The 17,519-nt window shown below is 59.0% G+C and carries 15 protein-coding genes; 7 read left to right on the top strand and 8 right to left on the bottom strand.

What is annotated here, in order from left to right:
• Window positions 1-492 precede the first annotated feature (492 nt).
• The 3 genes from G8764_RS03645 to G8764_RS03635 all read right to left on the bottom strand — a co-directional run bounded on the left by G8764_RS03645 (window position 493) and on the right by G8764_RS03635 (window position 3,452).
• Window positions 493-2,280, bottom strand: a complete 1,788-nt coding sequence (locus tag G8764_RS03645; RefSeq protein ID WP_166161942.1) for a hypothetical protein — start codon at window positions 2,278-2,280, stop codon at window positions 493-495.
• 333 nt (window positions 2,281-2,613) lie between these two features.
• The gene (locus G8764_RS03640) at window positions 2,614-3,030 is read right to left on the bottom strand and encodes a DUF6691 family protein (protein ID WP_166161940.1); all 417 of its coding nucleotides are present in this window, start codon (window positions 3,028-3,030) and stop codon (window positions 2,614-2,616) included.
• Window positions 3,027-3,452, bottom strand: coding sequence for a YeeE/YedE family protein (locus G8764_RS03635; RefSeq protein ID WP_243748539.1), 426 nt, complete (start codon window positions 3,450-3,452; stop codon window positions 3,027-3,029). The genes G8764_RS03640 and G8764_RS03635 overlap by 4 nt, the downstream gene beginning before the upstream one ends.
• Before the next feature lie 344 nt (window positions 3,453-3,796).
• Between G8764_RS03635 and G8764_RS03630 the strand changes: the two genes are divergently transcribed.
• From G8764_RS03630 to G8764_RS03600, 7 genes are all read left to right on the top strand, one after another.
• Complete coding sequence (locus tag G8764_RS03630; protein WP_166161936.1) at window positions 3,797-4,447, top strand: hypothetical protein; 651 nt, start codon at window positions 3,797-3,799, stop codon at window positions 4,445-4,447.
• Window positions 4,447-5,616 (top strand): hypothetical protein, encoded by a 1,170-nt coding sequence (locus tag G8764_RS03625; RefSeq protein WP_166161934.1) that lies wholly within the window; start codon window positions 4,447-4,449, stop codon window positions 5,614-5,616. The genes G8764_RS03630 and G8764_RS03625 overlap by 1 nt, the downstream gene beginning before the upstream one ends.
• A 207-nt stretch (window positions 5,617-5,823) precedes the next feature.
• Entirely contained in the window at window positions 5,824-7,515 is a 1,692-nt protein-coding gene (locus tag G8764_RS03620; protein WP_166161932.1) for a universal stress protein, read from the top strand.
• 5 nt (window positions 7,516-7,520) lie between these two features.
• A complete protein-coding gene (locus tag G8764_RS03615; RefSeq protein ID WP_166161930.1) occupies window positions 7,521-8,177 on the top strand; it encodes a PP2C family protein-serine/threonine phosphatase in 657 nt (218 codons plus the stop codon).
• A gap of 264 nt (window positions 8,178-8,441) precedes the next feature.
• Window positions 8,442-9,590: an ABC transporter substrate-binding protein gene (locus G8764_RS03610; RefSeq protein ID WP_166161927.1), complete on the top strand. Its 1,149-nt coding sequence runs from the start codon at window positions 8,442-8,444 to the stop codon at window positions 9,588-9,590.
• The gene (locus tag G8764_RS03605) at window positions 9,587-10,423 is read left to right on the top strand and encodes an ABC transporter ATP-binding protein (RefSeq protein WP_166161925.1); all 837 of its coding nucleotides are present in this window, start codon (window positions 9,587-9,589) and stop codon (window positions 10,421-10,423) included. Before G8764_RS03610 ends, G8764_RS03605 begins: the two co-directional genes overlap by 4 nt.
• Complete coding sequence (locus G8764_RS03600; protein WP_207951647.1) at window positions 10,420-11,202, top strand: ABC transporter permease subunit; 783 nt, start codon at window positions 10,420-10,422, stop codon at window positions 11,200-11,202. Before G8764_RS03605 ends, G8764_RS03600 begins: the two co-directional genes overlap by 4 nt.
• A 64-nt stretch (window positions 11,203-11,266) precedes the next feature.
• Here G8764_RS03600 and G8764_RS03595 read toward each other — a convergent pair whose 3' ends face one another.
• From G8764_RS03595 to nuoL, 5 genes are all read right to left on the bottom strand, one after another.
• Window positions 11,267-11,926 (bottom strand): alpha/beta hydrolase, encoded by a 660-nt coding sequence (locus tag G8764_RS03595; protein ID WP_166161923.1) that lies wholly within the window; start codon window positions 11,924-11,926, stop codon window positions 11,267-11,269.
• Window positions 11,927-12,214: 288 nt separating this feature from the next.
• Entirely contained in the window at window positions 12,215-12,616 is a 402-nt protein-coding gene (locus G8764_RS03590) for a CBS domain-containing protein (protein WP_166161921.1), read from the bottom strand.
• 44 nt (window positions 12,617-12,660) lie between these two features.
• Window positions 12,661-14,118 (bottom strand): NADH-quinone oxidoreductase subunit N, encoded by a 1,458-nt coding sequence (locus G8764_RS03585; RefSeq protein ID WP_166161919.1) that lies wholly within the window; start codon window positions 14,116-14,118, stop codon window positions 12,661-12,663.
• Entirely contained in the window at window positions 14,115-15,674 is a 1,560-nt protein-coding gene (locus G8764_RS03580; protein WP_166161917.1) for a complex I subunit 4 family protein, read from the bottom strand. The genes G8764_RS03585 and G8764_RS03580 overlap by 4 nt, the downstream gene beginning before the upstream one ends.
• Entirely contained in the window at window positions 15,671-17,512 is a 1,842-nt protein-coding gene (gene nuoL, locus G8764_RS03575; RefSeq protein WP_166161915.1) for an NADH-quinone oxidoreductase subunit L, read from the bottom strand. Before nuoL ends, G8764_RS03580 begins: the two co-directional genes overlap by 4 nt.
• Window positions 17,513-17,519: the final 7 nt, after the last annotated feature.

The following is a 17,519-nucleotide window of genomic DNA, read 5'->3' as shown; positions in this document are numbered from 1 at the left end:
CAGTCCACGCTATTTGAATCGATGCAATGTCGGTACTTTTTTGAATGGTTATTTGAATTGTTGTTTGAATGATTGCTGAGCAATTTTGCGTGCTCGTAGCAAGGTAACCCAGTCTTTATATTTTTGTCAATTCAGAGGCAGGCGGCTAACCTATTTGTTGAAGAATCAAGTGAACTGCTGCTAAGGGCATCGCAAGGGAGCGAAGTGCATTAAGCTAAAGATTACAACGACAAGTAGTTAGGTATTCGAATAACCACCCTGAGCCACTGGCGTATCAAGTGCATTTATCTATCGAGGAAAAGCCCGTCCTGATCGGCTACCATCAGGACGAGCTTTTGACGTTCGATAAACTGATTGGTTAATTTGATTTTGCCAATTTAAATAATGCAATCGTTGCGACGGAAAGCGGTGCCGTGATGAAGCTCGTGTTACCACACCAGGAATCTGCCCGCTCCCGTCCCATTGATACCGGTTTTATTTGTATCTCCGATGTTATTTGCCACAGTGCCGAGTGCAGACTACGGTGGCACCGTGAACATCACTTCGCTCCGCACCGCTGTATGCATGGCCACCAGGCGCATTGACAGTGCTGGTATCGACGCTGTTGCTCGTGCGCAAAACGCCAACCAGGTGACCGGAGGCGCCGTCGCTGGTTAACTCAACAATCCCCACCCCTGGGCAGGACCCCTGCGCTGCGTGGGTGACCGACACCGGCGCCGGGCCGCGCAATGCGATCATCAGGTACTTGCCGTCCGGCGTTCTCTCCAGCAGGTCAGGCGCAGGATCGTTGCCCGGCAAACCGGCATCATCGGCAACTGATTTAGCGGCACAGCCGCCTACGCCGTTGCCCAGCCCGTCGGCGGACGTCAGGTCGTAACTGCTGCGGGCCAAATGGCCGCTGTGGAACACTTCCACCACATTCTGGATACGGTCGACTGTGTGGATATACTCGCCATCCAGGGTTGATGCCATCCCGTGGGCATCACGGCGCGTAGTAGTTCCAGGTAATTGACCGCTGTTATCGGCATCGATAATGCCCTCCACATTGCCGATGGTGGCGGTGTTGCCGGCGTCCTTGAAAATCAGTGTCGGCGCGGGTGTGTCGGGCAGGTTGGCGACTGTTGAAAACTCCATGTCATCCAGCCTGTACAGGGTAAAGGTGGATTGATTGGCACCCGCACCCGACGCCGAAACACCGGCATTGAGCCACATTTGACCGTCCACCTCGACACCACCGCAGCCGGCGCCATTGACTACCTGGTTGCCGTATTCACCGACAATGGTCATGGGTGTGGCTTGGGTATCAGCCACCAGCAGCCCGCCGCCGCCCATGGTGATGTAGGCCTTGTCGCTACTGGAGATAATGGGGCAAATAATCACATTGTTGGGCCTGCCCCCGAGATCCGCATTGGGGCCAGTCAGACAGCCGTTTTCCTTGCAGAGGCCGTTGGGGGTGAGGTCATCTAAGGCGGTGTCCTGGTAACTACCTACAACTTCACCGAGCATTTTGCGGCCGTGGGCATTTTTGCCGTGAAATACGGTGGCCGCAGCGGTAACCGCCATACCTTTGCCAACACCCAGTGATGCGCTCTGGTTGAAATACAGCTGCTTTATCTTGCCACTGCCATTGCGTTTGACATCTATACGTTCCAGCAGCTTGCCATTGAGGTTGGCGACCAGAATTGCCGAGCCATCGCTGTTCCAGAACGACATATGCACAGAGCGCACGTCACTGCCACCGCCGACATTGGTGCCGGTTACCCGAAACAAGGCGATGGCCTCTTTTTTGCGCGTGTCGATGACGCCGATATAGCCACCGCCCGGGGCAAAGATATTGACGTTGACGTAGCGATTTTGAGGGTCGGGTAACATACCGTGCAAGCGCCCAAAGCCGGGCAAATCGGCGAGCCGGTTGCCGGTAGGCTCTGCATCGGCGTCCACTTCATAGAGTGTTTGTGGAAACACATCCAGCAGGTCACAGGGGCCAGCGCTGGCCGCGCTTTTTTTGCCGCGGTTACGGTCGCAGCCGATAGGTCGGGCGTCATCGCCACCGGCCAACTGCCGCTCGATGTCCCCGGATCTCCAGATCCACAGATAGCTGCCTTTGGTACCAGCAGCAGCGATATCGCCAACGGAGTTGGATTGATCGGAGGCCCAGACCTCGTACTCAGGAAGAGGTTGCTGCCATGGGAAAGGCTTGTCGGCCATTGCTGCAATTGGCCACACCAGGGAGAGAGCGAGTAAGAATACGAATAGTGCAGGATTTCGGGCGTTGTCCATGGGAAACTCCTTGTCCGGTTTTTATGGGTGCAGGTTTTATTGTTCAGGGTTTTCTGCGCAAGTTATACGGTGCCAGCGAGCCCGATGCCGGGAAATACCGGCTGTTGCAGCCGTACCGGATCAGAAAAAACGTAAATAAAGCTTTAGCTGGATTACAAAAATGATTACGGCAGATATGAGTCCAGGCCTGATCCCTGGCAATTTTTATCGCGCTGACCGCATTCAATCTCAGAAACTACGTTGATTCGCGCAGCGAGTCCAATAAGTATTGGAAATCAGCCTGCAACCCCTGCTGCACCAATAGTTTTATCAAACCCCATCGGTGTTAGCCTGTTAGCGGTTGTTCGAAGGCAGGCGCGCGGCGAGCCACCAACCGGCGACCATGCTGGCGACCAGTACCAGCAGTGATGTGGCTCCGCCACTGAGTGACGCCAGCGCCGGGCCCGGACAATAACCGGCAATGCCCCAGCCGATACCGAACAGGGCGGCACCAGCGATCAGGCGAATATCAAAATGGCGAGCTTTAGGCAGCTGGAAGCTGTCCTCCAGCAGCGGCCGGGGGCGCCGCAGCACCAGCCGGTAACCGACGGCCGTGGTCAGCACGGCGCCGAGCATGACAAACGCCAGGCGCGGGTCCCATGCACCGAAGAGGTCGAGGAAGGCCAGTACCACCGCCGGGTCGGTCATGCCGCCGAGACTGAGCCCCAGGCCGAACAACAGGCCGGACAGTAACGCCACCAGAATTTTCATGCCAGGCCTCCGAGCAAATGACGTACCACGTAGACCGTGGCGATTCCGCTGGCCATAAATACCGCGGTGGCCAGCAGCGAACGCGGCGACAGCCGGGCGATACCGCAGACACCATGGCCGCTGGTGCAACCGCTGCCGACGCCAGTGCCGATACCGACCAGCAGGCCGGCCAGCGCCATCCACGGTAGCGCCACCTGCACCGCGCCGATGCCGGTGTCGCCGCGCAGCAGTCCGAGCAGTAGTGGCGCCAATACAAGGCCCAGTACAAAGGCCAGGCGCCAGATGCGATCGGTTACGCCGGGCCGGATCAGGCCACCGGCAATACCGCTGATGCCGGCGATGCGGCCCAAGCCCGCCATCAGCAGTACTGCCGCCGCGCCGATAAGAATTCCGCCGAACAGGCTACCGAGCCAGGGGTGCATGATGGTCTCCATTGTATATTCGAAAATACGAATATACGTGGCAATGAGGAGCTGTGCAAGTGGGATAAATGCACGGGTTTATACAGGTTTCCGGATTTTGGGGGGGTGATGGATAGTTGCAGGTGATTTGTAGTCAATGTAGGAGCGATTAGCCTTTTTACGGTAACTGGTGGTGTAACCTAACCGCGAGCAGTTATAGTCTGGGTCCGCTTGCCGATCATAGATTTTGCCAAGAAGGGGCGTTAATGCTGGCTGTACTCAATTATTGCAAAGTCGCGCTAGCCTCGACGCTAACAGTCCTTGTGGCCGCCTTGCCGGCCCAGTCCGCGCCTGTTGGTGAGAGTTTGGTTGGCTTTGAAACACAAGCCAATGCTGATTTCGATTACGCTAAGCCGACGTTTTCCGGCTCCTGGCAAAAAGACTTTCAGCGCAGCGATAACTGGGAGCAAAACCTGAACCTGCAGATATCCAAAATGCGCGCTGAGGCGGAGCGTCGCAGTCGTTCCAGTAGTGATCAACGGCTGGGACCGGGGGTGATTAGCCTCAACCAGGGCGGCAGCGGTACCAATATCATCGACCTGGCGCGATTTGCCGAGTCGATTAGTCGCAGCAGTGAGCTGGTCATTACCCAAAACGACAAGCAGGTTCGCATCAAACGTGAAGGCAAGCCCGACCTTGTTTGCGAAAGCGGCGATGCCCCCCATAGAACCTCCTATAACGAATTCGGCTCCGAGGTCTGCAGCTTGAATGAGCACCAGCTGCTGTTCATCATTAGCCTGCCGGGCCGGATAGATATCTATCACCGCTTTGAGATTTCACCGGATGGCCAGTCGATCCATCAGCTGACCAATGTGTCCTACAGCAAGAGCCTGTCGTTTGAGCTTGTGCAGTATTTTAATTATTTTGAAGCCCCCGACGATAGCCGCTTTAGCTGTACCCAGACCCTGAGTCGGGGCAAGGTCTGCAGGCAACGCCGACAGGCACCAGACAGTTGATGATCACTTTGAAAAGCAGCGCCCCTTGTAAATCTGTACGCCGCTGGACTGTTAATGCCGCAGTCGCGAGCGTGGTGTTGCTGCTGCTATCGTGCACCCAAACTCAGACTAAAAGTGCCGGGCCGTTGCTCGATCCGTTGGGGGTGGTCGAGCTTATAAAAGCAGAGCAGGCAGTCGACCCTGATTTGCTGCTGGACGTTGGCGTACAGGTCTTTACTGTCTCCGCCGATAAGACCAAAGCGACCGGTATCGGCGAATGGATCTTTGCTGAAATCCTGGAAATTGAAAGCCAGTATCTACCCACGGTATTGCGCAACAGCCTGGTGCAGTCGAATCAATGGGGTGCCGTCAGGGTATTGCCGCGGCAAGATCCATCCATAGACTTGCAAGTTACAGGCACCATTGTGCAATCCGATGGCCTTTCCTTGCAGCTCAATATCCGGGCCCACGACAGTACCGGCAAGGAGTGGCTGAATAAAGACTACACCGATGTCAATGCCGACGAGGCAGAGGCACCGACATCGCTGCAGTTGGACCATAACCCGGAGCAAGAGGATCCCTTTCAAAATCTGTACAACCAAATAGCCAACGACTTGCTGGCGGTCAAAAATGCAATGGCCGCTTCGCAGTTGCGCAATATCAAGCGTGTATCCGAACTTCTCTATGCGATTGATCTGTCACCGGAAACGTTTGCGCCGCTTGTCGCCAGTAATCCGGACGGTACCACCCGCGTCGTGCGGCTGTTGGCCGCGGACGATCCCATGCTCGATCGGGTTGCCCGCATGCGCCACCGGCATCATTTATTTATCGACACGGTAGACGAATACTACGCCGCCATGCACCTGGAAACACGGCCGGTCTACGATCTTTGGCGGTTATATTCACGGGAGCAAATGTTAGTGACTCTGGCCGAAGAGCGGCTCGGAAAAAGTGTGTCTAACAGGGCGGGAGGATTTGCCTTAATCAGCAACCGCTACGATCGCTATAACGCCAGCAAGATTTTCGAACAGGAGTGGACCGAGCTGGCATCCGGCTTTACCGGCGAGATCGCACCGGCAATCCTGGCGTTAAATAGCCGTGTCTACGGCCTGACCGGATCTGTTGAGCAACAGTACTTGCAGTGGCGCGACATCCTGCGACAGATTTACATCGAAGAGCGTGGTCCTTGAAACGTTGAGCCTTGCGCTCTAACCGTCGTCGAGCTCTGTGGCGGGCTATATCGGTCGGGTAAAGTGGGCAAGAACCACACAGTAAAATTACAGCTCCGGGTTTGACTGGGTGATGGGGCTTTAATACTCTGGACGGTACCGCAGCCGCAAATGTCCGGAGCGTAACCCGCGCAGCGACCGCCCCCGGGCATGCAGGAGAATTGACCGATGTCATTCGAGTTCAGGAGCAACCCTGCAGGAGCACTCGAGGACTTTCGCCGCGCCCGCCGGCGCGCGGCGCTGCAGGAAGTGGTTTCCCAGCTTAAAGGCGAGTCCGCCGACCTGTTGTCCTATGAGGACGTGCATCGCAAGCTCCGAGGGCAGGAAGACTCACTGCGGGAACTCAAGGATATCCCGATCAATTCCATTGTCGGCAGCGTCGGCCGCTATAAAGATTTTAACCGCAGTTTTCTGCCCCGCGGCGGTATCCGCTCGGAGCGCTGGGCGCGGGTGAAAATGGCGATGACCGGTCTCACGGGGGTGCCGCCCATCGAGGTCTATCAAATTGGCGAGGTCTATTTCGTCAAGGACGGTAATCACCGCGTGTCGGTAGCCCGGGAAATGAACTTCAGTTATATCCAGGCCTATGTCACCAGCGTGCGCACCAAGGTACCCCTGAGCCCGGATGTCTCCCTCGATCAGTTGATCCTCAAGGCTGAATACGTCGAATTCCTCGAGCAGACGCGAATCGACGAACTGCGTCCCGGCGCCGACCTGTCAGTGACCGCCCCGGGCGCCTGCCCGGTATTGCTCGAGCATATCGAGGTGCACCGCTACTTTATGGGCATTGATGAGAACCGGGAGATAGCCTATGAAGAGGCGGTGACGCACTGGTACGACTGCGTTTATTGGCCGGTGATCGATATCATCCGCAGGCGCGCGCTGCTGCAGGATTTTACCAAGCGTACGGAAACCGATCTCTATCTCTATATCTCCCAGCACCAGGCGGAACTCGAGCATACCCTCGGCTGGGAGATCAGTACCGACACCGCTGCCGGTGATATCCGGCCGCGCTCGGACAGCTATCGGCCGACCAGCGAACGGGCCCGAGCGCTCTTCGCGCCCCGTGCAACAAGTGAGCAGCAAGCGGTGGACACCCCGGACCGTCTGTTCGGCGATATCCTGGTGGCGATCAACGGTCGCGACAATGGCTGGAACAGTTTCGACCAGGCTTCGCTCATCGCCCGGCGGGAAGGCGGAGCCAGACTGCACGGTCTGCATGTGGTCAGCAAAGAGAGCGAACGGCGGGAGCCGCGGATTGCCGAGCTGCAAAGTGTATTCAGCGAGCGCTGTCGAGCGTTGGACTTGTCCGGCCGCCTGGCGATCGATTCCGGTGAGCGCATTAACCGGATTTGCCGGCGTGCCCGCTATACCGACCTGACCGTTGTCTGTCTCAAGTGTTCACTGGAGGAAAAGAAATTCGGCGAGGGCGTTCGCAACCTGTTGCGCAACTGCCCGCGACCTGTGCTGGTGGTGCCACCGGTTGGCTCACCTCTCGATCGGGTGCTGCTGGCATACGACGGTAGCGACTTGGCCAAGGAAGCGCTGTATATTGGCGCTTATATGGCCAATCGCTGGGGTGTCGAGCTGACGGTGTTGACGGTCAACGACGACCATGTGTCAGCTGCCAAAACCCAGCAACGGGCGCGAAATTATCTCGAGTCTCACCGCATCGAGGCCGACTATATCAAAAGCAAACGGAAACTTGTCAAAGCCATTCTCGGTACAGCCAAGGAGCGACGCAGCAACCTGATCCTGATGGGGGCTTATGGCCTCAATGCCCCCATTTATATCACCGTGGGCAGCGCAGTGGAGCCGATACTGCAAGCAAGCAATCAACCTGTGTTGATCTGCCGGTAGTCATCATGCTGCATATCGCCAGCGATACCCAACCCGGCTACGGTGAAAACCAGGACGCTATGGTGGTGCTGCGCCATCCCAGGGATCCGCGCCTGCTACTGGCGGCGGTGGCCGACGGGCAGGGGGGGCAACCCGGCGGTAAAGCCGCGGCCCACCAGGCTTGCCAGGCAATCGTGCAAGCGGCGAGTAAATGCTGGCCCGGGACCCTGTTGTGGGCCCGCAGCTGGAAACGTTTACTGGCGCAAACCGATCGGGCACTGCGCGCCGACGCCGATGCGGGATTTACCACCCTGGTGGCGTTTGCGATTATGCGGGGCCGGTTGTGCGGGGTAGCCTGCGGCGACAGCGCACTGCTGGCCGTCACCCGCCGCGATGTCCGCGTGTTGACCGAGGGGCAGATGAAAAACCCTCCGCTCGGCTCCGGCCAGGCCCAGGCTTTCACTTTCAAATTTGCCTTGCCGCCGCCCTGGACGATACTGACCATGACCGACGGAGCCTGGAAGTTCGCCGGCTGGAACCAGGTTTGGGAATACGCCCTCGAAACGAGCGATCCCGAGGCGATGATCGAGGGCATACGCTGCGCGGCGCTTCAACCTGGAGGAAGTCTGCAGGACGATTTCACCCTGCTGGTGGTGCAGGAAGACGGCAAGCCGCAACCCTGAACGCCGGCCTATCTATGATTCGCATCCAGTCAGTGTTTTGCCAACCGTGAGTAATTTGCATGCCGCCAGTCATGCGCGAACTGGCACCAATGACTAAACCGTCGTGATGGCCAGCGCGTAAAGCGTAGTGCGAGCGGTTGAAGTTCGTGAAAAAGGCTTCTATTCTGCGCTGCGGGATTGTTTGTACGGGTCCCCGGAATCGGTTAGAAAACCTTTACGCCAGCGCTTATCCGATCCTGCTGGCAACGACATGCAGAGACAACAATGCGAATTTCCCTGATTGTACTGGGTTTGCTGGCGGCGCTGGGCGCGGTCCAGGCCCTGGGCCAGACTTCGCCACGGGACAAGCTGGACAATCGGCCCCTGGACAATCCGCCCCTGGAAAAGGTCCGCTTCGGCACCAACTGGGTGGCGCAGGCTGAGCACGGCGGCTTCTACCAGGCCCTGGCCGATGGCACCTACCGCAAGTTCGGGCTCGATGTCACCATCGTCCCGGGCGGTCCGCTGGTCAACAATCGTATCCTGCTGCCGGTGGGCAAGCTCGACTTCTTTATGAGCGCCAATAGCCTGCAATCCTTCGATGCGGTGGCCCAGGGTATTCCCACTGTGGCGGTGGCGGCGAGCTTCCAGAAAGATCCGCAGGTGCTGATTGCCCACCCGGATGTGCACACCTTTGACCAGCTAAAGCGGCGCACCCTGTTTATCTCCAAGGAGGGCATGGCCAGTCATTTTCTGTGGCTGAAGGCCGAGTTCGGCTTTAACGAGTCCAGGGTGAAGCCCTACACCTTTAACCCGCAGCCGTTCCTGGCGGATAAGAATTCGGCGATGCAGGGTTACGCTACCTCCGAGCCCTTTGCCATCGAACAGTTCGCCGGCTTCAAACCCCGGGTGTTCCTGCTGGCAGACCACGGCTTCAACGCCTATTCCACCCTGATCGAAACCCGCCGTGAGCTGGTGGAGCGGCGACCGGACCTGGTGCAGCGGTTCGTCGATGCCTCGGCCATCGGCTGGTATCACTACCTGTACGGCGACAGCCGGCCGGGCAACGAGCTGATCAAACAGCAAAACCCGGAGATGACCGACCAGCTGCTCAACTATTCCATCGCCCGCATGAAACACTATGGCATTGTCGATTCCGGCGATGCGGTGACTCTCGGAATCGGTGCCATGACCGATGCCAATATGCAGAGCTTTTTTGACAAGATGGTGCGCGCGGGGGTGGTCAAGGCAGATCTCGATTACCGCCGCGCCTACACCCTGCAATTCGTGAACAAGGGTGTCGGCGTCGAATTGCGGCCGCAGCAGGAAATGCCGCCAACACTCGATGCGCCGTTAACACCCGTTGCGCCGTTAACAAAAGTTCCGTCGCTTACGTCAGAGATACCGCTAACCACAGACACGCCCGCAAAATGAGTGGGCAAGGCCAGGGCAGGGCAGTGGTATCCCTGCGCAGTGTTAACAAGACCTTCGACAGCGGCACGGTGGCACTGGACGGGTTTGACTTTGACGTTAACCCCGGTGAGTTTGTCTCCCTGCTGGGCCCGTCCGGCTGCGGCAAATCTACCGCGTTGCGCATTATCGCCGGCTTGAGCAGCGCTTCCAGTGGCACTGTCGAGTGGTGCGCCGATGCCGCGCCAGCAGGCGGCATCCACTCAATTGCAGACTCAAATTCAAGCTCAAACTCTAACCCGAGCCCAAACAAAATCAGCTTTGTCTTCCAGGAGCCTACCCTGATGCCCTGGGCCAATGTAGCGGCCAATGTACGGTTGCCGTTGAAGTTGGCCCATATTGACCAGGCCCACATAACTGGCGCTGTGAACCGGGCATTGGAGCGGGTAGGGTTGGCGGAATTTGCCGACAGCTACCCGCGGGAGTTGTCCGGGGGTATGCGCATGCGTGCCTCCATCGCCCGGGCGCTGGTGACCGAGCCGCAATTGTTACTGATGGATGAGCCGTTTGCGGCGCTGGACGAAATCACCCGGTTCAAGCTCAATAACGATATGTTGAGCCTCTGGCAGGAGCTGCGCCGCACGGTGATCTTTGTCACTCACTCCGTATTTGAATCGGTGTTTCTGTCCCAGCGTATCGTGGTCATGACACCGCGACCGGGGCGGGTATTTGCCGATATTGCCATTCCGGCACCCTATCCCCGCGACGAGCACTTTCGCACCTCGGCAGAATACGCCGGCTACTGTCGCACCGTCAGCGCGGCGCTTACCCAGGCGACGGCGGGGGGCGAATTGTGAAGGCTCGGGTTCTGCGCATCGGATTGCCGCTGCTGGTGCTGGCCCTGGTGCTGGTGGCCTGGGATTTGGCGGTGCGCGGCTTTGCGATTCCCGCGTATGTGTTGCCCGGACCGGGCCTGGTGCTGGCCACCCTGGTCGCCGACGCCGAGTTGCTGTGGCAGTCGCTGCTGGTGACCCTGGCCATCACGGTGCAGGGGTTCTTGCTGGCCGCTGTCGGCGGTATCGCGCTGGCCATTGCCTTTAATCAATGGCGTCTGATTGAATACTCCTTCTATCCCTACGCGGTTATCTTGCAGGTGACGCCGATCGTGGCGGTGGCGCCGCTGCTGTTGATCTATCTGCCGCAGCCCATGGCGGTATTGGCCTGCGCCTGGATCGTAGCGTTCTTCCCGGTGCTGGCCAATACCACCCTCGGTTTGAATTCAGTGGACCACAACCTTATCGCCCTGTTCGATCTCTACAAGGCCTCGCGCTGGCAGGTGCTGTGGAACCTGAAGCTGCCGGCGGCGCTGCCGCAGATACTGGCCGGCCTGCGCATCGCCGGCGGCCTGTCGCTGATCGGTGCGGTGGTGGCGGAGATCGCCGCCGGTTCCGCCGGGGCCGGTTCGGGGTTGGCCTATCGCATTGCTGAATCCGGCTACCGGCTTAATATACCGCGCATGTTTGCCGCGCTGCTGTTGTTATCCGCCGCCGGGGTGGTGATTTTCTTCCTGCTCTCGGGGCTGTCCCACCTGGCCTTGCGCCGCTGGCACGAAAGTGCCATCCGGCAGGAGCGTTAGCCGACCGGCGCTTGAGGTTTATCTGCCAGGCGCCAGCCAGCAATCGCTGGCGCGCCCCGTATATTCAAGCTAAACGCTGCTGCAACCAGGCTGAGATGTCGGCAATTTCCTGGGGGTGAACCTCATGGGCCATGGGGTAGGTTTTATACAGCGGCTCGTGTCCCAGTTTTTGCAGCGCTTGCAAGGCCTGCTGTGCCATGCTCTCCGGCACCATCGGGTCATAGCTGCCGTGAAAAATGTGGATGGGTATCTGTGCATTTGCGGTCGCCGGCACCAGGGTTTCATGGGTGGCGAAATAGCTGGACATGGCCATCAATCCTGCCAATGGTCGCGCATAGCTGAGAGCGGCCTGGTATACCACGGCGCCGCCCTGGGAGAACCCGGCCAGCAAGATGCGCTCGCTGGGGATACCCTTGGCGATCTCTCGCTCCACCAGGTCGATCACCGCTTGTGCTGACGCCATAATTTGTGCGGTGTCAATTTTACGGCCCATCTCCATCGACAGGATGTCGTACCAGGCCGGCATCACCATGCCGCCGTTGATGGTGACCGGTAGCGAAGGTGCGTGAGGAAATACAAAGCGGATTGCCATGTCGTCGGGCAGTTGCAGCTCGGGGACAATGGGCACGAAATCATGGCCGCTGGCGCCCAGGCCGTGCAGCCAAATGATCGCGGCATCGGGGTTGGGTTTGGTCTCAGTGATTTCACAGGGTAGGTAATTCATAGTAGCTCGCAGTAGGGTGCTTAATAAAAATAAAAGGCCGGCTGTCATGCCGGCGGGGGATGGGGTTAGTTACCCGATTGTTACTTGATGGCTCGCCTGCAATACTGGTGCGGTTAACACCAGCGCTGGCATCTCGATGGTATAGGGTGACCTGCAATGGTGTAGAGCCACCGGTCATTAGTGGCAGCATTCCGGGTGGTGATCGAGGGCGTTTTCGTCCTTCAGCAGAAAAACATCCCCGAATTCAGGGGGGCTTTTGGGCTGGATGCTTAGCAGCCGGGCAGAAACTCAGACGTTAAATTTCCTGACCGCGCTCAACAACTGCCGGCAGGTTATCTGGCCGATTAACTTGCCATTCTCAACTACCGGGCGGCGCCGATGGGCGGTGCGCAGCATATCCTGGGCAATATCCACGATATCTTCATCGGGGCGGGCGACGGCGATATTGTCACGGGTCATACAGTCCTTGACCTTGCCGATGCCGCTTTCATTGTAGGTGGCGCTCAACACGGCCCGAAGACAATCCATCTCGGATATGATGCCGACCAGTTTGTGGTCATCATCGACCACACAGACGCCGGACAGTTTGTTGTCAATAATCACAGCAATGGCGTCCAGCACGTTGTCATCTTCCTTCAAGGTGACGGCGTCGGCGAGCATGTAATCCCGTAAGTCGACAGATTTAAGCATAATATTCTCCTCTAAAAGCCAGCAAGCCTGACGCTATGGCAGGACTAGGTGATTAGTCGCAAGTACGCCATAAGTGGCTGTGGCACTGTTCCCAACAACACAATAATAGCAAGGAGAACACAGGCCAGTATATGCACCGGCCAGCCTCCAGCCGCCTTCATTTGGGTTTGGCTTATATCGTCTCGTCGACTCATATAGAAGACGACCCGCAGGTAATAGTAGATACCTATTCCGCTGCCAATTACCAGGGCTCCCAACAGGCCCCAATGATAACCGCTGACGGCCGCTGTGACGATATAGAATTTGGCGATAAAGCCCGCGGTCAGGGGAATACCAGCCAGAGAGAGCAGGGCCACCAACATCAGGCAGGCCAGCAGTGGCTGGCGCCAGAACAGACCGCTGACGTCCTGCAACTCGACCATTTCCCGCTCACCCTGTTGGCCACCCATGATTGTGAGAGTACCGAAGGCTGCCAGAGTGGTGACGATATAGGCAATGAGGTAATAGAGTGCGGCCTCTGTCGCCAGCGCGCGGTGGTCGATATTGGCTGAGGCAACCAGGATAATGAGCAGGTAGCCCATGTGGGCAATGGACGAATAGGCCAGCATACGCTTGATATTGCTCTGGCGCAGGGCCAGCAAGTTACCGCCCAACATACTGAGTATGGCAATGATGGCCGCACACTGGAGCAAACCTTGATAGAGGAACAGGTCCGCCTGCAGGAGCCAGCGCAATACGGCCAGGAAAATTGCCGCTTTTGAGACCGAGGCCAGGAAACCGGTGACCGGCGACGGCGCGCCCTGGTAGACATCGGGTGTCCACATATGAAAGGGCGCCAGTGACAGTTTGAAACCCATCCCGGCCAGCACCAGCAGGGCGGCCACCGGCAACAGCTGATTGCCGTAAGGCACGTCTGCCGGCAGTTGCGCCAACTGCGGCCCCATCGCGGCGAATTCCAGCGTGCCGGTCAGGGTGTAGAGAAGGGCGAAGCCGAACAGGGTGGTGGCGGTCGCCGCCGCCGACAGCACCAGGTATTTACTGGCGGCCTCCAGCGGCAGCACGGATTTGTCCGGGTAAGCGATCAGCGCGTAGAGCGCAACGGTTAACAGTTCCATGCCCAGTAACAGCGAGGCCAGGTGGGCTGAGTAAGCCAGTACACAGGCCCCCAGCGTACTGAGCAGCAGCAGTAAAAAATACTCTTCCGGCTGTTCGTCGCGGCGGGTCATATAGCCAACCGACAGCACTGTGGTTGCCGCGCCGGCCAGGCAAAATACGGCGCTGAATAACAGCGCCATCGGGTCCGCTTGCAGCAGCGGTGTGACCGGGAGCGGGCTCACCTCCAGCGCCGGAATCACCACCACTGCCGCGGCAATAAAAATGCCCAGGGCCAGCAGGCTGGCTACCCGCACATTGCGGTGAAATGCAATTTGCAGCATCAATACAATGGCGCCGGCGCCGAGAACCAGCAGGGGCGCCAGGGCCAGCAAGCCGGTGCCAGTCATGGGATTACCCCGACGATCGATGGGTTGGCCGCGACCAGTGCCTGCAGGCTTTCCACCACCGGCAGGGCGAGATCCAGCAGTGGCTGTGGGTAGAGGCCGAGCCAGAGCAGGGCGATCATCATGGCGGCCATCGTAGTCATTTCCCGACCGCCGAAGTCTTGCAGCAGGCGCGGATGCTCGCCCGAGCCGCTGGCTGCATCCGCGCTGGAGCCCTGCAGGGCACCTTGAAAGGTTTGCTGGATCATCCACAGGGAATAGATAGCCGCGCTGATAAGACCCAGGGCGGCCACTGCGGTCAACCACGGGTTGACGGCAAACAGTCCCAGCAGCACCAAAAATTCGGCCACAAAATTACCCAGCCCGGGCAGGCCGAGGGAGGCGACGGCGAAAAACAGGGCACAGGCGCCCATGCGCGGCATCGATTGCCAGAGCCCACCCATCTGTCGCATATCACGGCTGTGCAGCCGTTGCTGCAGCGCACCGGCGAGCATAAACAGGGCGGCGGTGCTGAGGCCGTGGGCTAACATCTGCACGATCGCCCCCTGCAGGGCGAGGGTGTTCCAGGCGTAGAGACCCAGCAGCACGAAACCCATGTGGCTGACACTGCTGTAGGCCACCAGGCGCTTGAAGTCCGTTTGCGCAAAGGCCAGTACTGCGCCGTAGATAACCCCCGCAGCACCGAGGCCCAGGGCCACTGGCGCAAACTGCTGCGAGGCCTCCGGGAACAGGGGAATGCAGAAGCGCAGCAGGCCATAGGCGCCGGTTTTGAGCAGAATGCCGGCCAGCAGCACACTGCCAGCGGTGGGTGCCTGGGTGTGGGCGTCGGGCAGCCAGCTGTGAAAGGGAAAGGCCGGCAGCTTGACGGTAAAGGCCAGGAAAAATCCCAGCATGACCCAAAACCCCAGTGACCCCTCGAACGACAGGCCCAGCAAGGCGAAGTAACTGAAACTGAAGTTGCCGCTGGCCACATACCCCTGCCACGCCAGCGCGATAATCGACAGCAGCATCAGCAGGCCCGATACCTGGGTGAAGATAAAGAACTTCATCGCCGCGTAGGCCTTGTTTTCATGGCCCCAAATGGCAATCAGCAGGTACATGGGGATCAGCATGACTTCCCAAAAGAGGAAGAACAGCAGCAGGTCCAGTGCCAGGAAGACGCCGCTCACGCCGGCCAGGGTCCAGAGTATATTGGCGTGGAATAAACCGGGCTTGAACTCGATTTCGACCCAGGAGGACGCCACGGCGATCAACCCCAGCACCAGCGTCAGCACAATCAGCAGCAGGCTCAATCCATCCAGCGCCAGTTCGAAGCCAATGCCAAAGCGCGGCATCCAGTCGCGCTGCAAATGGATCAGCCAGCTACTGCCGCTGGTGGGGTCCGGCAGGGCCTGCAGGCTGCCGGCCGGCAAACCGCTGACGCTGTAGAGCAACACCAACAAGGCCGTGACGATGCTTGCCAGTGCTACCCAGCGCGGCAGTTCAGTGCTGACCCGCTCTGCTAGCCAGGCGAGCAGACCACCGAGGAGAAGTATGAGCAGCAGAAAGACCAGACTCATGACCCCGTCCTCAGGATAACGATCAGCAAGATGGCCAGGCCGAATACCATGCTGCTCGCATACCAGCGCAACTCACCGGTTTGCAGGCTGGAGAGACCGCGATGCAACCACTGGCTGAGGCGGACAATGGCGTTGTACAACAGGTCGGTGGGCTCGTTGCGCCACCAGTGGGCGAGACCGGTAAAAGGCCGCACCAGGCACTGGTGGTAGAGCCCATCAATGCGCCAGCCGCTGTAGAAAAAGGCCTGCAGGGCCCTGCCCGGGGCGGACTCTGCCAGCGCGGCGATGGACAACTGCTGGCCCAGGAACAGCAAGTAGGCGATCAGCAACCCCAGCAGCGGCGTGGCGACAGTGACGATTTCGACCGCGTGATTGACGCTATCGTGACGCCCGGCGCCAGCCGGAAATACCTCGGCCAAGGGCAGTGCAATCCAGCCGCCGAGCAGGGATAGCAGGCCCAGCAGCAGCAAAGGTAGCGCCATCTGCCAGCCGGGCTGTTTATCCGGTTCGGTGTTGGCGGGGCCAAAAAACACGATAAACACCAGCCGGAAACTGTAAATTGCCGTTAGCAAGGCACCCAGCAGGGCGCCGCACCACAACCAGGGCCCGCTACCGGGCATGGACCAGGCCGAGAGCAGGATGGCGTCCTTGCTGTAGAACCCCGAGGTAAACGGCAGTGCCGCGAGGGCGGCCGAGCCAATCACAAAACTCCAAAAGACCAGTGGCAGGCGGGTGCGCAAGCCGCCCATGCGGAAAATATTGTGCTCGTGGTGCAGGCAGTGAATCACCGCGCCGGCGGCGAGGAACAACAAGGCTTTGAAAAAGGCGTGGGTCATGAGGTGGAAGATACCGGCGCTAAAGGCACTGGCACCCAACGCCAGGAACATATAGCCGATCTGGCTGATGGTGGAGTAGGCCAGGATGCGTTTGATGTCCGCCTGCACCAGGGCGGTGAAGGCGGCCAGTAACAGGGTCAACAGGCCGAGCCAGGCGACCGCTTGCAGGGTGGCCGGGGCCAGCAAAAACAGGTCGTGGGTGCGGGCGATCAAATACACGCCAGCGGTGACCATGGTGGCGGCGTGAATCAGTGCACTCACCGGGGTGGGGCCGGCCATGGCATCGGGCAGCCAGGTGTGCAGGGGCAATTGGGCCGATTTGCCCACTGCGCCACCCAGCAACAGCAGTGTCGCCAGCAGGGGCAGGTTGTCGCCCACTTGCCACTGGCTATTGGCGGCGGCCAGCAGTGGCTGGATATCGAGGGTTCCCAGTTCGGTAAACAGCAGCAGCAGTCCCAGCGCCATGGCGGTGTCGCCAACCCGGGTGACGACAAATGCCTTGCGCGCCGCGCGACCATTGTTCGGGTCTTGATACCAGAAACCCACCAGCAGGTAGGAGCAGAGCCCGACGCCTTCCCAGCCGAGGTAGAGCAGGAGCAGGTTGTCCGCCATCACCAGCAGTAACATGGCGGCGACAAACAGGTTCATATAGGCGAAATAGCGACAGTAGGACGGGTCATCCTGCATAAATTCCAGCGAGTAGAGGTGAATCAGGAAGCCGACACCGGTGATTACCGACATCATCACTAGGCTGAGCCCGTCGACGTAAAAGGCGATGCCGGGGCTGAAATTGCCCACCGTCATCCAGGTCCACAGGGTCAGCTGCAGAACCTGGCCGTCGCCGGCAAACCCGAGCGCCAGCAGCGCCACGGCGCCGGCGGCCAGCCCCACTGAACCCGCCCCGAGCCACTTGACCAATGGCCTGGGCATGCGCCCGCCACTGATCAACAGCAGCGTGGCACTGAGCAAGGGCAGCAGCGGGATAAGCCAGAGCAAGGTCATTCGGGTC

The sequence above is a fragment of the Pseudomaricurvus alcaniphilus genome (assembly GCF_011440395.1).
GTDB classification, from domain to species: Bacteria; Pseudomonadota; Gammaproteobacteria; order Pseudomonadales; family Cellvibrionaceae; genus Pseudomaricurvus; species Pseudomaricurvus alcaniphilus.
This window is presented reverse-complemented; position numbering and strand designations above follow the sequence as displayed.